The following is a 14,799-nucleotide window of genomic DNA, read 5'->3' as shown; positions in this document are numbered from 1 at the left end:
ACTTTCGTATACCTCAAACCCTGCCCCTTTATCATTTTCAGCCCATCCGTGTAACTGGAGGCTGCCTTCTTCTCTACCTCATAGGCTTTCTTAACGAGGGGTTCTGCCATGGACATCACCGTATCAACATATGCAGTGAACCCTAAAAACGTTTCCGCTGAAAAACGAAAGGTCAGGTCTCCTGGGTCAGAAGCGCCCTTAACTGGGCACTCCTTGCCCCGAGCTCCCTGTCCAGCATGAAGAGACCCTGCGGGCTGTCGCCGATTATCTTGAGCTTGTCAACGATCGCCTTGGTGCTCGCTTCCTCCTCCACCTGCTCCTCGACGAACCACTGGAGGAAGTTGTAGGTCGCGTGGTCGTTCTCCTCCCTGGCCAGGTCAACCAGCTTGAAGATCGACTGGGTAACGCCGACCTCGTGCAGGTAGACCGCCTCAAAGGCCTTCAGCGGGCTCTCAAAGGTCTGCTTCGGCTTCTCAATCCTCTCAAGCTCGACCTTTCCACCGCGGTCGAAGATGTAGTCGTATATCCTAAGGGCGTGCCCGAGCTCCTCCTCTGCCTGGGCCTCCATCCAGCTCGCGAAGCCGTCCAAACTTCTGTCCTTGAAGTAGGCCGCGATTCCAAGGTAGAAGTAGGCCGAGAAGAGCTCCTTGTTGAGCTGTTCGTTCAGGGCACTCAGCATCTTTTCACTCAGCATATGCATCACCTCACTCACTTTTTGTTTTCGAACCTTATAAGTTTATCTATCGAACTCAATTATTCTTTTGTCATCCTGCAGATATCACCGTCGGTGACTGATATTTTGCCAAATATACAGAGTTGAGGTGTCAAAAAGTCAAAAAGATGACTGATATTGGGGAAGATATCGCCACAATGACGGCAAACCGGTTTATTCGGTTAGCAAAAGTTCATTAGGACAACCGAAAAAGTTATATTCCAGGACATCACTGGTCATAATCGAGAACAAACCCACAGAGATGGGAGGTGATGTGAATGGCCAAGACAACTTTTGAGGAGGAGATCTATTTGAGGGCTTTGACAGGGAGGCTCGTCGGAAAGGCTTTAGCAGACCTCGGACTCAACAAGGTCGCGGTGGTTGCGAGCGGGAACGTAATATGCTCCAGCATAGCGACGGCGACGGAAGCGACCTTCATAACCCTGGGTGGAGGGGTTACCTACCACTTCCTCGCGGAGAAGGGCAAGGAGGCTGAGATGGCCGAGCGCGTCAAGGCCTTCGCTCCGCAGGTCACAGTCCTCCAGTTCGGCGGTGAGACGCCGATAGAGGAGACCAAGGAGATATTCGTCGAGACCCTCAGGCAGTTCGCCGGGAAGGAAGTTCCGGGAGCTTTTGTGATTCACGTCAGGATATTCGCCGCCGGCGGATTAGCCAAGGCCCTTGAGGACGAGAGGATACGGGAGTACCTGAGCAAGAAGGATCTCTTCGTCTACACCGTCGGCTTCGACGAGGGGAAAGTTTATCTCAACAAGATAGTCCTCGATGGCGGCGAGATAAAGCTGGAGAAGCTCGCGGAGTACCAGGTTACCCTGGAGCACGCCGACCTGCTCAACCGCTCCCTCAAGGACAGGAGCGTTACCTTCGCTTGAGGCCCTTTCTCCTTTTTTTACCACAGCAGAAGGGCCGAGAGGAGGAGCGCGATTAAAAAGTAGGGCACCGAGATTTTGTGGAAGTCCCCCAGCTTTATCCCGGCTATTCTGACCGCTATGAGGTTTGCGAGGGAGCCGATTATCAGGCCGGTTCCCCCGGCGTTTACACCAACCGCGAGCGAAAGCCACTCCGGTCTTCCGCCCATCAGGAGAACCGTGGCGGGAACGTTGCCTATGACCTGGCTCAGGAGCGACGAGGCAAAAAGGAGGGGAACCCCGGCGTGGGGAAAGGAGAGCCCAAGGGAAGAGATGATCGACGAAACCTCACCGAAATCGACGAAGATTAAAGCGAAGGTGAGCACTAAGACCCAGTCGAAGGCGAAGAGGGCGCTCCTGGACGTCAGCAGTACCACGATGAGGGTTAGAGGAAATGCCCAGAGCGCCCTTCCGGTTTCTGCGAGAACCACGTCAGCGGCTATCAGAAAAGCGGCCGAGAGGAGGGCAGTCCGGCTGAAACGAACTTGAGGGATGCTCTGGATCTCTAACTTTTTCTCCTCGACAGAGAGGGCAAAAATAAGCAGGAGAAGAAGCCAGACAGCCACGAAGGGGAGCATGCCGCCCACGAAAGTCCCGAAGGAAAGCCCGTAGGTACGCCAGATCACCACGTTCTGGGGGTTGCCTATGGGGGTTAGGGCGGAGCCCGTGTTAGCTGCTATAGCAGATAAGGTGACTGTCTTGGCCTTGTCGGCCCCGGACAGATCGGAGGTAAGGGCAACGAGCGGTATGAAGACGAGCATTGCCGTGTCGTTCATTATGAGCGACGAGGTTAAGGCGATGACAGGAAGGAGGAGCAGCATTAGCCTTCTCTCAGAACCCTTCGAAAGGGCGATCAGCCTTGAGGAGAGCCTCACAAAAAAGCCCGACAGTTCCAGGGCCTTTGAGGCTATTACGAGTGACGTTATCAGGGATAAACTCTCCCAGTCGATTAGCCCGGGTGTTTTAGAGGGAAAAGAGCGGTCTAAAATGGCCAGGATGAAGTAGAGCAGGAGCAAGGAAATGAAGAACCACTCCCTCCTCGCGAAGCCCGTCAGTCTACAGGCCGTGCCGCCTCACCTCTTCTGTAAGGCCGTAGTCCGGCACAAGCTCCCCTCCGTCCCTGCTCACGCGGACGTGGAGCACCACAAAGCTCCTCCAGGCCACAGGTACAACCCAGCAGTCCTCCGGCTCGCGGAACTCGCAGGCGTCGAGAACCCTCAGCTCCTTGAGCAGCTCTCCAGTCCTCTCCTCAATTCCCGAAAGCTCAAAGCCCTCAAAGTGCCCAGGAAAACCTTTCGGCAGGGGCGTTCCGCTTCGGGGGTCAAAGTGCATCCTGTCTATTGCGAAGTCGAGGTAGAGGACCGGGACGTCCACCCCATCCGGCCTCCCTATCGGTTTTCCAGGCCTGAGGAAAGGCAGCGCCTCTTTAACCAGTTCAACGGCTTTTTTGGCCTTATCCTCGCCGGGCGGCTCAACCCTGCGGGGGAACCCTCGGATCGGCGGTAGCGCGCCGGGCATACCATCACCACTTAGCGTACTCTGGAAGGCATATAACCTTTCCCTGCCCAGATACGTCCAGAAAAGGATTTAAACGTGAAGATTTAGGGGGAACGGTGGTGGGAATGGGAAGGGTTTTCAGGATTCCAAGGGAGCCCGGGGCGGGCGGCACGATAATCTTAGCAATGATAGGCGGACTGATCTTAGCCCACGCCGGCTGGAAGGGGTGGCTCATTGGAATAGCCGTAGCCCTCGTTACCTTCTTCACCTTCGACTATGCCTTTGATTCATACCGCTCATGGAGGATAGGGGGCATGGGGCTGGCCTTAATCCTCAACGGCTTGGCGTACGCCATCCCAGCCCTCTACTGGTTCGGAAAAAGCGCCCTCAGGCCTTCACCCGAAAACCCCCTGTTCGCCCCGCTGACCGTCGTTGCGGTTCTCTTCGCGCTCCACTTCACCTTCTCAAGGACTAAGGGCTGGAAGAACCCGGTTACTTACGCCCTGGGCAACCTCCTTCCGGCGGTTCCGGCCCTTTTTGCCCCGGCCGTCGCCGGGAAGTCCTTCAACAGCGACATCCTTGTCTTCTGGTTCCTCTTAGCGTACTACGAGGCGATTGGAGCGGCCTACGTCGAAACAAAACTCGCCTTCAGGAGGTTTCCGAGGAAGTACCCGCTCATAGCCTGGCTCCCGGCTTTCGTCGTGGTTCTCTACAACCCCTACCTCTTTCTCGCGCTCATAGAGCCGACCGTGAGACTCGTTATGAACCTGAGGGACAACACATACGTGGCGAGAATAGAGGACATAAAGAGGCTCGGCTGGAGCGTCTTCAGAAGCGTGATGCTCCTCTACGCCATAACGCTCGCTGTGCTCTATTTTGAGTAACTCCTGCTTTTCCCACCACACCTCAGCCTCTCTTCTTATCAGGCAACTAAGGGCATGCCCCTCAAAACCTTTTTATCCTTCCTCCCCAACCACCAGTCGGTGATACCATGCCGGAAGTTAAGGTCGAAAAGCTCTGCACCGACCCGGAGCTCTACATCATCAGGGTTGACGATGACCAGATCAAATACTTCGAGGCAACCTGGGACATCCCGGAGGGGATAACCTACAACGCCTACCTGATGAAGCTGAAAGACGCGGTTGTGCTCTTCGACGCGACCAAAGCTGAGTACACCGACATGTTCATAGAGGCGCTGAAAAAGCTCGTTGACCCGAAGGAGATAACCCACATCATAGTCCACCACACCGAGCCGGATCACAGTGGAGCGCTGCCGAAGCTCTTAGAGGAGAACGGTTACAGAGCTCAGGTAATAGGGACGGCCTTCGCGAGGAACCTCCTCCAGGGCTTCTACGGTGATGAAGTCGTGGAGAACTTCAGGGTCGTCAAGGACGGCGAGGAAATGCAGATAGGGGGCAAAACGTTCCGCTTCATAGCAGTTCCTTGGCTCCACTGGCCAGACACAATGATAACCTACGTGGTGGAGGACAGGCTCATCTTCTCCTGCGACGCCGGCGGCGGCTACGGGATTCCGGAGACGATAGACGACAGCGACGAGAAGGCCATCGAGGAGTATCTGCCCCACGTCACCAAGTACATCGTCACCGTCATCGGCCACTACCACAAGTACATCGTCCAGAACATCAAGAAGCTCAAGGAACTCGGCATCGTAGAGGAGGCCAAGATGATACTCCCCGGCCACGGCATCGCATGGTGCAAGAACCCGAAGAGAATCTTTGAGCACTACGAGCGCGTTGGAGCGGGAATCCCAACCAAGGACAAGGTTCTGGTTATATACGATTCCATGTACGGCTTCGTCGAGAGGAGAATGAACATCGTTATCGATGAGCTCAGGAAGCTCGGAAAGAAGCCGGTCGTTTACCGCTTCACCGACAAGGACGCTCCAGCAGTGAGCGACATCCTCGGTGAGATCCCAGACAGCGAGGCCTTGATAATAGGTGCCTCAACCTACGAGGCCGAGATACATCCAAGAATACGCTATGCCCTCTACGAGATACTCGACAAGGCCAACTTCGAGAAGCCTGCCCTGATCGTCGGGGCATTCGGCTGGGGTGGAGTCGCGGGCAAGAAGATAGAGACCCTCATCAGCAGAAGCAAGTTTGACCTCGTTGACACAGTTGAGAGCAGGGGCAGGCCGACTGAGGAGGATGAAAAGAAGCTGAGGGAAGCGGTCAGGAAGCTCGTCGAGTGGATCGGCTGACCTCGCTTTTTCTCACTTTTCCTTAAATTCCCCGACGTCCACCACCCTGGCACTTTCCTCCAGCACGGCCTCGTAGAGCCAGGGGTAATCCCCCAGCCTCTCCCTACCGAGGCGGAGGTACTCCCCCCAGTTGCCACCCCTCAGCTTTTCGATGACCGCCAGGAAGATGTAGCCCGCCCATGCGAGGGGGTAATTGCTCCCCTGGGCCATCCTCAGCATTTCCTTCGCGTCCTCCTCGGCTTTTTCCAGCTCACCGAGTCCAATGAGTGCCAAAAAATGGTAGCCTAACGTGTCTACAGCCCTCCTGTAGTTCCTGATGCGGGTGAAGTAATTAATCGCCCTGTCCCCCTCCACAACGGCCTTTTCGTATTCGCCGAGGTGGAAGTAGACCTTGGTAAGCTCCATGTAGCAGGTGTGTTCAAGGAAGCTCAGGCTGTAGGCCTTCGCCACCTGAAGGGCTAAGAGGAAGTAGTGGATAGCCTCCTCCGGCCTCTCCATCTCGGAGTAGACGTCGCCTATGTGGAGGTAAACGAGGGCTTCGAGCTCGGGATAGTGTCCCAGCCTTTTGGCCACGTCAAGCTCTTTAAAGGCGCTCTCAAGTCCCTCCTTTACCTCACCGCGGTAGTAGTGGAGCTTCGTCTTGATGACATAGTACCAGAGCTCCACCTCGGGGTCAGGCTTTTTCCCGACGATTTCTTTGAGCTTCCCTAAGTACTCCTCGGCCTTTTCAAAGTCGTTCAGCTCAAGGTAAACGTCGGCTATCGAGCTAAGAACGTCGGCCCTGAATATCCCGTCGAGCTTCTCCTCAACGTCGAGCCATATCCTCAGGGCCTTCTCGAAGAAACCCCTCTGGAAGTAGACCCTCCCCATCTCGGACCTGACCTGAGGTATCTGGGGGGCCTTTGAGAGGAGCGAGAGGTAAGCCCCCTGAAAGTCCTGAACGACTCTCTTGAACTTCCTCAGCCTCTCCTCGATAAGGGCCTTTATTCTATCTTCATCCCCGAGCAGGATGGCGTATTTAAACGCCCTCAGGAAGTCCCTCGCGCTCCTCTTTCTGAGGAGGTAGCCTATGTAGGCCTCGTAGTAATCCGCCGGCTCAACCTCCCTGACACTCTCGACAAAGCCCCTTATCAGGTCGTGGATGAAGTATAGCTCCCCCCTCCTCTCGACGAGCCCCTTCCTGGTGAGGGCGTAGAGTGGAGCAAATACGTTCCTCCCAGGATAGAGGGCTTTTATCGCCTCGTATTCGAGGGGTTCATCGAAGAGGGAGAGAATCTGGAGGAGTAGCCTCTCCTTCTCGGTCAGCCTACCGTAAACCTCGCTCATCAGGAAGTCGAAGAAGTTCCCGCTGGCATCAACTCCCGAGGAGGAAGCCTGGGCGAAGAGCACTATAGCCAGGGGATGCCCCCTCGTAAGCCTGTAGACCTCGGCGAACTCTCCTGGGTCGGCCTTTCCGCCCCTCGCCTTGAAGAGCCTGTAGGCGCTCTTGACGTCAAGGCCCTCAAGTCTGAGGTAGAGGACGTTTTCGGCACCGAGGGAGGGCCTTTCCCGCGACAGCAGGACAACTTTCCCGTTTTTCAGCCCCTCGGCGAGAAACGTTAGAAAGCGTCCCATCTTCTCGTCCCCGCACTTGTGGAGGTCGTCTATTACAACGGTCGCTCCCGTCTCCTCGATTCCCCTGAGGGCGAGCTCGAACTCGTCCCGCTCATTCCTCCCGCCAGCGCGGAGGTATTCGAGGAGATGGGGGAAGCCGAGGGCGTTGAGGTGAATCCCCAGCTGCCAGACGAAGTAGTCAAAGCCTTCCGTCTCCTCTGCCTGATACCAGAATGCCTCCGGAAAAACTTTGACGGCCAAGCTCGTCTTCCCTATTCCCGCTATGCCGTAAACTGCGATGACCCGCTCACGAGAAAAACTGAGGAGTTCAATCTCCCCCTTCCTGCCGAAGAAGTCCCCGATCTCCGGTGCCCTCTCCCCGCTGAGGGGCAGGCTGTATTCCTTCCTCTCAGAGGTCTCGATGGAGATCCCTTCCGGTCGGAAGCTTATGTTCACCCCCTCCACTTTGAGGGAGTACATCCTGACGTTCTTCCCCCCGATCCTAACCCACTTCCCCTCGACGAGGCCCATTCTTTCGAGGGCTTTGAGGCGCCTTGAGACGTCGGTTTCGTTCCTGTGGAGGATCCTCGCGAGCTCCCGCGGGTTGAAGGAGCCGGCCCTCAGCACGGAGAGTATCTGAAGGTTGACCTCGTTGGAGAGCATCTTGAGGAGTCTGGAAGCCTCCAAGGGATCCACCACCATTAACCATTGGGCGATTTCGTATTAAAGGGTTCCGAACTCCCCCGAGTTTGCGGTTTTTTCTCAAAGCCACCCGTTATATAAAATGGTGCCCGACTCCCATTGGGGATTTACGATGACGCGCTTAGGGGATGCTCCGGTAAATGGGGAGACCGAGCTGAGCGACTTGGAGAGGGGAAGTATTGAGTACATCATCAGAAAAACCGGGCTTGACAGGGGAACCGTTGTCAGGGTTCTTACAGCCGAGAAGGAGTTCCTCCTCCTTCAGATAAAAAAGGCCCTCCACGGGGGTGACCAAAGATGAAAAAGATCGCCGGGATTGCAGTTCTGTTAATCGTTCTCGCCTCAAGCGTGCCCCCCTGGGCCATTGAGCTGGGTGGCGTGGGCGCCCTGAAGGCACCGGACTTACAGGATGTCTACGTGATTGGGACGTCCCACCGGTTCTACGGGGGAAACTTGGTAGTGAGCGCCCTCTTGGGGTACGCCGATAATTCCAGCGGGCCCTTCAACGTCACCTTTTATACAATCCCTGCACCCAACGCCTCTCCCGTGCACGAGGTACCTTATTCATGGGAAAACCTGAGCGGCTACCTCCCCTCGGCAGCCCATGTTAGTTCCGGCTCGTACGTCAGGAAGGGGAGCGCGCTCATAAGCTCCGACGACGGCTACTTCATCTACAAACTCCCCTTCACGCTCAACTTCTTCGGGAGGAACATAACCAACGTCTCCGTAAGCACGAACGGCTACATCGAGCTTCTCGGCAAGTGGGAAAGCTCTGAGCTCCGCGGGGACTACGGGGTTCACTACGGAGAGGACTACTCGATGAGCGACGTCATATTCGCCCTCGACGACGACCTCGAAACCGACGACGGCTACCTCCTCGTGGTGGGCTTTTCGGACAAGGTCGTGGTTGAATGGTTCGGCTCGACATACGAGGACTGGGACTCCTCCTCGTACCCCCTGAACTTTCAAGTTGTTATCTTCAGGAACGGGACGATAAGGTGGAACTACCGTTTGCTGAGCTACTCCTCCTACGGCTACGACCTCTTCACGGGCTATTACTCCAAGGTGACCCATGAAACGATCGGCTTTGAGAAGGCCGCAGGCAAAAGCTTCTCCCTCACTCTCCCGGCTCTTCAGCCGAGCGTCCACAGAATTCAAGTTAATGGCCTCTCTAAGGGTGAGGAGAGGAACGTCTCCCTGGTTTTGCCCCCCGGGAGCTACTACGTGAAGGTCGTGGCGGACGACGAAAGCCTGCTCAACGACCCGGACAGGGGCAACAACTTTGCCGAGCTGAGCATCTGGCCCGGTAATTACAGGGTGGAGGGCGCGGACATCGAGAACGTCGTCGTTGGAAGCTACGCGACAGTTGATTACAACGTAACCACCACATCCCCCCACCCGCCGGGGGCAATCGTTGAGCTCCTCAGGAACGGGCAGGTCGAGGTCAGGGATTACCTGAGCGGAGAGGACTTCGTTAACGGCACCGCCTCAGGAAGTTTTAGCTGGCTCGTGCAGGGCGGAGAATACAACCTAACCCTGCTCGTTTCTTCGCCGGACGACACCGATTCAAGCGACAACTCCTACTTCCTCGGCCACTTCTCCCTTCCCCTGCCCAACTTCAGGATAGCCAACTACTCGGTTTCCATGCCAGAGTGCCTCGGAGCCAACGCTGAAGTGAGGGTCAACGTCACCAACGACGGAAACGCCAACTGGAGCTACGTCGTGGTTCTGGCTTCCCTTCTCTACGCAGACGGGGGCAACGTGACTTCCCTCTCCTCAGTGTGGGACATACCGGCTGGAGAAACGCGCGAGGCTGTGATAAGGCTCACTCAAAGGGCCGGCAACGTAACCAGTGTCTTCATAGCGGTTGACCCCTACAACCGCGTTGACGAGTCCAACGAGGGCGACAACTCACTAACGGTTCCCATATCAAGAACCTACGAGAAGCCGGACTTCACGGTTTCATCGCTTGGGGTTCCGGCGAACGTTTCCACAGGGAACACCTACCGCGTGAACGCCACAATCAAGAACCTCGGCGGATGCTACGTTGGAAGCGTGAGGGTTAACCTCTACGAGAACGGCTACTACGAGAGCTACGCCTACGCAACGGTCAACGGATCCGCCCGGGTTTCCCTTCAGTGGACGCCCTCGAGCGTCGGCGAGGTCAACCTAACGGTTTACGTTGATCCCTACGGCAACATCCCCGAGCTTAACGAGAGCAACAACGAGATGGCAAGGACAGTTTTTGTGAGCGGGCCAGACTTAGTTATCAAAAACGTCACGCTCGTAAACTTCGACGGCATCGCCGGGAGTGAGGCGACCTTCAACGTCACACTGAAGAACCTCGGTGAGGGCTTCACGAAGGGCTTCTACGTAAAGGCCTCCAGCGGGTTAGGTTATGAGTACGCGTACGTCAGCGGGGGGCTCGCCAGCGGTGAGGAGAAGACCGTAGCGCTCTCCCTACCTGTAAACGGCGGAAACACTAGCGTCCTTTTCAAAGTCGACTATTACGACGACGTCCCCGAGATGAACGAGGGCAACAACGTCTTCACCTACGGGATGAGCGTCCCCCTGCCAAACTTCATCGTCGAGTCCGTTGAGATTCCGGACAACATGGTGGGACACGTTCCCATCAACGTGACCGTGAAGAACGTAGGTGCTCCCTACAACGGGAGCAGTTATCCAGTGGAGGTAAGGGTGTTCCTCGCCGGCAGGAGCGGGTACTTCAGCATAGACCGCCTCATCCCGACGAACGGAACCTACACCTACACCTTCGACCACTTCTACCTCCAGGCACCGGGAGGAGAGCTCAACGTTACGGTAAACTACCTCCACAGGGTCAACGAGAGCGACTTCTCGGACAACTCCCTCGTGGAGAACCACACCACCGGCTACCCAGACCTCACGGTGCGCCTTGCCCTGCCTTCCGGGATAAAAGCCGGCCAGAACGTCAGGATAAACGTGACGATCGTTAACACCGGAAACGCGACGCTGAGGGTGGAGAACCTCTACTGGTGGAGCTACCAGCTCGGACTTGAGGTGAACCTGACCGACGAGAGAAACGGAACGACGAGCACAACCTATGAGCTCGCCCCCGTAACCCTCCCACCGGGCGGGAACGTTACAAAAACGACTTACCTGACCTTCAACGGCGTCCTGAACGTTCTCAAGGCCAGTGTTGATTATGAAAACAGGTGGGTCGAGTCGAACGAGACCAACAACGTCGCGGAGGCTACGGTCAGCGTTGAAAAGCCGGACCTCTTCATAGCCAACTTCTCCGTCCCCGAGGAGGTTCTCAACGGCACAGCAAACCTCTACCAGGAGTACCCGGTAAAGGTCAACGTGAGCAACTCCGGCGGAGACCTTGAGGGAGGCTTCTACGTTGCGCTCATCGACAACGGGAGCTACGATTACTCCTCATGGGTGAGCTCCCTCGCCTCCGGTGAGGTGAAGGAGGTAACTCTCTACTACACGCCCAAGCCCGGGGAGCACAACGTAACCATAGCGGTGGACTACTACGACTACTGGATCGAGGCAAACGAGAGCAACAACGCGACCTTCAGGGCGAGCTTTGAAAGGCCCGACTTCGCGGTGGTGAACTTCTCTGTTCCCGCTGAGGTGCTGAACGGGACCGCTTACCTGTACCAGGGCTACCCGGTAAAGATAAACGTCACCAACCTCGGGGCCAACTTCGGGGGCTCCCTTTACGTCCGCCTCTACGATAACGGGAGCGGAAAGGGGAGCATCTCGGTGCACGGCCTGAAAGCTGGCGAGGTGAAGGAGGTTACGCTCTACTATTACCCCGAGCCGGGCAGGCACAACCTCACCGTGAGGCTCGACCCCTACGACAACTACCCCGAGAGCAACGAGGACAACAACGAGGCCTTCCTCGGGAACGTCAGCTTTGGAATGCCGGAGCTGGTTCCGGTTGGATTAACCTGGGAGCCCTACAATTTCACCTCGGGAGAAACCGTTACCTTCAAGATTTACATCACAAACCTCGGTCAGGCCTTCTACAAGGGCTTCTACACGAGGGTCGAGATATGGAACGGGAGCACGAGACTGGCCTACGGCAACGCCTACCCGAGAGACAGTCACTTCGGAACCAACGAGACGAAGGAGCTGACGTGGCGCTGGTACAACGCAAAGCCCGGCAACCTGACGGTTAAGGTCATCGCCGACTACTACGACTACATCCCCGAGCTCAACGAGAGCAACAACGAGTACACCGCCTATTTAGGCGAGGTTGGAACGCCGGACTTCGCGCTTGAGAACCTGAGCGTTGGCGAGCTCGCCTACGGAAAACGGACTGACGTAAACGTCACCCTTAGGAACCTCGGCGAGGCCATCTACAGGCCCTTCAGCGTGCTCTTCAACGTCAGCGGTGAGCTCTACTACAGGACGGTCTACGGCATTGGTGCAAACGAATCGGTGAGGCTGAACTTCAGGTGGTACGCCGATAAAGTCGGGGACATAACGATTACCGTGAAAGCCGATCCAAACAACGGGATAATCGAGTCAAACGAAAGCAACAACGAGGTTTCCGGCAACTACTACATTGAAGCCCCTGACTTGACGATAAGCTCTTACGAGTGGGTTCAGGCTGATGTAGCGAGGGGCTACCTCACCTACCGCGTGAACGTCACGAACCTCGCCGGAGACACCTATAAGGGCTTCTACCTTGGCCTTTACGTTAACGGCTCACTCAAGGGGCAGGTATGGGTCGGCTCCCTCATGGGCGGTGAGACCATTGAGAAGACAATCTCCTGGCGCTTCAACGTCGGCGGAACCCACGAGGTTCTCCTCAAGGTTGACCCGTGGAACCACATACCCGAGAGCAACGAAAGCAACAACGAGGTTAACACGAGCGTCACCATAGAACTGCCCGACATCGTGGTTGCCTCCATCACCGCCCCCGAGATGCATGCGAACGCCTTCTTCCCGGTGAACGTGACGGTTAGGAACGTTGGAAATCAGAACATTGACAGGAGCTTCCCGGTTGTCATCTATCAGGACGACAAGTACCTCGGAGGGGCCTGGGTAGGTTCACTCCCAGCGGGAGGCGAGGCGAACGTTATTATATGGATAAGGCCCTATCCGGGCGATTCAGCGCTGAAGGCCATTGCGGACTCGGGGAACTACGTCACCGAGGTCAACGAGACCAACAACGAGCGCTCGATTTCAGTCCACGTTAAAGCGCCTGACATAAAGGTGGTCTCCCTCTCGCCCGGGAACTTCACCTACTCCGGCGAGACGGCCAGCGCGACCGTCACCGTCAGGAACACTGGCGACTACGAGACCGGGGCGTTCTCAATCGTCATCCGCAACGGCGGAAAGACCCTCGGGAGGGCCTACGCTCCGAGCTTGGCCCCCGGCGAAGAGACGAACGTCACGGTGGCGTGGACGACAGACCCCGGAAGCTACAACCTAACCGCTATAGCCGATCCGGGGAATGCAATCCGCGAGTGGGACGAGGAGAACAACGAAGTTGAAGTTACCGTTAGCGTCCCGGCCCCGGACATCGTGGTAACTTCCTTCACCTACTCCGGAACCGAGGTAGTCGGGGAGTACTTCAACTTCACGGTTACCATCGAGAACATAGGAAGCACAACGATGCTCCCCTTCCACGTCGGGGTCTACGCGAACGGCACGCTCGTCGCGGTCAAGCTCGTCCGCGGTTTAGGTGGAGGGGAAAACGTGACCCTGAGCTTCACCAACGCATGGAAGGCTCGCTATGGCGCCTATACCCTGAGGGCGGTTGCAGACCCATTCAACGAGCTCGGCGAGCTTGACGAGACCAACAACGAGAAAAACGTATCCGTCTCGATAGCCGACGAGAAAGCTCCTTATCCGGCCCGGCTTTACCCCGCCAACGGGAGCTTCACCAACGAACCAACCGTTGGGGCTCTCCTCAGAGACGACGGTTCAGGAGTTGACACTTCGAGGAGCGAGCTCAGACTTTACTTCAACGGAAGCCCGGTTGACGGCTCTTCCGCCTTCACCTACGGCTGGCTTGTCTTCCAGAACTCGACTCCCCTACAGGACGGGGACTACACGGCGGTGGTTGTAGCTTATGATAAAGCCGGAAACTCCGAGACCTACATCTGGAGTTTCGTCCTCGACAGGAAGGCACCGGAGATAAGGACGAACGTCACGGACGGGGCGCTTTACAACGGGAGCGTGGTTCCTGGTGTAGAGGTCTTTGACAGAAACCTGAAGAACTACACGGTAACGGTCAACGGAAGGCCCTTCGCCGGGAAGGCCATAAGGGTGGACGGAACTTATACGCTCGAAGTCAGAGCGGTAGACAAAGCCGGAAACAAAGCGGAGCTGAGGGTTACCTTCAGCGTCAACGGCATTCCGCACCCGCCGAGCGGTTTAACTGTTAACCTCAACGGCTCCTACGTCGAGCTGAGCTGGCTCCCCAGCGGGGATTCCGACATAGCTGGCTACTACGTCTACCGCGATGGAGTTAAGCTGAACGACGAGCCGGTTGAGGTTGCCCACTTCCGCGACATCTATGCTGGAAGCCTCAACTACAGCGTAACAGCGGTTGACTTCGCCGGCTTCGAGAGCGACCCCGCTTACATCTTCCCCGCGAGGCTGATCATAGAGGCTGGGAAGCTCGTGACCGACTATCCGGCACTTATCAACGTAACCGTCGAGAACTTCGATGGCGTTGCCAACGGAACGCTGGCCCTTGAGCTGGTGGACGTCTTTGGAGACGTAATCGGGAGGCTTGAGAGAGAGGTCGAACTCTCACCGGGCAACCTCATCGAGACCTTCGTTGCGACCGTTCCAGAGGGCCTCGGCTCGCTGAGGGCTTCGCTCACAGTCCACGGCTCTTCGACCGAGGTGATCCTGCCGGTGGAACCGACCGAGGCCGGGGCCCCAGAGATCACCGTACACAGCCCGAGAACCGGCCTCCCGACGCTGGTCGAGGTAATGCTGACCAACCACGGCTCTGCAGCGCTCGACACCTCAAACGCAGCGCTAAAGCTCGGGAACGCCACAGGGGAACCGCTCCTGCCTTTACCGATCCTAATGCCCGGCGAGAGCACAACCCTGAGCTACCGCGTCGTTCCTAAAGAAAGGGGAAGCTACAACCTGACCTTCGAGCTGGGCGGAATAGTGGCCGTTAAAGGGGT

The 14,799-nt window shown here is 56.7% G+C and carries 9 protein-coding genes; 5 read left to right on the top strand and 4 right to left on the bottom strand.

All coding sequences use genetic code 11. The features are described 5' to 3' along the window. Window positions 1-172: 172 nt before the first annotated feature. The gene (locus MVB78_RS07765; RefSeq protein WP_297490025.1) at window positions 173-694 is read right to left on the bottom strand and encodes a ferritin; all 522 of its coding nucleotides are present in this window, start codon (window positions 692-694) and stop codon (window positions 173-175) included. 296 nt (window positions 695-990) lie between these two features. Here MVB78_RS07765 and MVB78_RS07760 point away from each other — a divergent pair, with 296 nt between their 5' ends. After that, window positions 991-1,602 carry a hypothetical protein gene (locus MVB78_RS07760; RefSeq protein WP_297490021.1) on the top strand — a complete coding sequence of 204 codons (612 nt, stop codon included), beginning with the start codon at window positions 991-993 and terminating at the stop codon, window positions 1,600-1,602. 17 nt (window positions 1,603-1,619) lie between these two features. Here MVB78_RS07760 and MVB78_RS07755 read toward each other — a convergent pair whose 3' ends face one another. Further along, entirely contained in the window at window positions 1,620-2,654 is a 1,035-nt protein-coding gene (locus tag MVB78_RS07755) for an SLC13 family permease (protein WP_297490019.1), read from the bottom strand. Between the two features lie 40 nt (window positions 2,655-2,694). After that, entirely contained in the window at window positions 2,695-3,156 is a 462-nt protein-coding gene (locus tag MVB78_RS07750; RefSeq protein WP_297490017.1) for a hypothetical protein, read from the bottom strand. Between the two features lie 104 nt (window positions 3,157-3,260). Between MVB78_RS07750 and MVB78_RS07745 the strand changes: the two genes are divergently transcribed. After that, window positions 3,261-4,019, top strand: a complete 759-nt coding sequence (locus tag MVB78_RS07745; RefSeq protein ID WP_297490023.1) for a hypothetical protein — start codon at window positions 3,261-3,263, stop codon at window positions 4,017-4,019. Window positions 4,020-4,126: 107 nt separating this feature from the next. Next, window positions 4,127-5,356, top strand: coding sequence for an FprA family A-type flavoprotein (locus MVB78_RS07740; protein ID WP_297490015.1), 1,230 nt, complete (start codon window positions 4,127-4,129; stop codon window positions 5,354-5,356). Window positions 5,357-5,368: 12 nt separating this feature from the next. Here MVB78_RS07740 and MVB78_RS07735 read toward each other — a convergent pair whose 3' ends face one another. Continuing rightward, window positions 5,369-7,651, bottom strand: coding sequence for an ArsR family transcriptional regulator (locus tag MVB78_RS07735; RefSeq protein ID WP_297490013.1), 2,283 nt, complete (start codon window positions 7,649-7,651; stop codon window positions 5,369-5,371). 112 nt (window positions 7,652-7,763) lie between these two features. Here MVB78_RS07735 and MVB78_RS07730 point away from each other — a divergent pair, with 112 nt between their 5' ends. Next, on the top strand, window positions 7,764-7,952 hold the full coding sequence (locus MVB78_RS07730; protein ID WP_297490011.1) for a hypothetical protein: 189 nt from the start codon (window positions 7,764-7,766) through the stop codon (window positions 7,950-7,952). Beyond that, window positions 7,949-14,799 (top strand): CARDB domain-containing protein (locus tag MVB78_RS07725; RefSeq protein WP_297490009.1); only part of this gene is annotated, 6,851 nt, incomplete at its 3' end. The genes MVB78_RS07730 and MVB78_RS07725, both read left to right, overlap by 4 nt.

Source organism: Thermococcus sp. (assembly GCF_026991495.1).
GTDB lineage: Archaea > Methanobacteriota_B > Thermococci > Thermococcales > Thermococcaceae > Thermococcus.
This window is presented reverse-complemented; position numbering and strand designations above follow the sequence as displayed.

What these genes read in the sequence shown, in the direction of transcription:
- MVB78_RS07765 (WP_297490025.1), bottom strand. Translation starts at nt 694, where the DNA reads ATGCTGAGTGAAAAGATGCTGAGTGCCCTGAACGAACAGCTCAACAAG.
- MVB78_RS07760 (WP_297490021.1), top strand. Translation starts at nt 991, where the DNA reads ATGGCCAAGACAACTTTTGAGGAGGAGATCTATTTGAGGGCTTTGACA.
- MVB78_RS07750 (WP_297490017.1), bottom strand. Translation starts at nt 3,156, where the DNA reads ATGCCCGGCGCGCTACCGCCGATCCGAGGGTTCCCCCGCAGGGTTGAG.
- MVB78_RS07745 (WP_297490023.1), top strand. Translation starts at nt 3,261, where the DNA reads ATGGGAAGGGTTTTCAGGATTCCAAGGGAGCCCGGGGCGGGCGGCACG.
- MVB78_RS07740 (WP_297490015.1), top strand. Translation starts at nt 4,127, where the DNA reads ATGCCGGAAGTTAAGGTCGAAAAGCTCTGCACCGACCCGGAGCTCTAC.
- MVB78_RS07735 (WP_297490013.1), bottom strand. Translation starts at nt 7,651, where the DNA reads ATGGTGGTGGATCCCTTGGAGGCTTCCAGACTCCTCAAGATGCTCTCC.
- MVB78_RS07730 (WP_297490011.1), top strand. Translation starts at nt 7,764, where the DNA reads ATGACGCGCTTAGGGGATGCTCCGGTAAATGGGGAGACCGAGCTGAGC.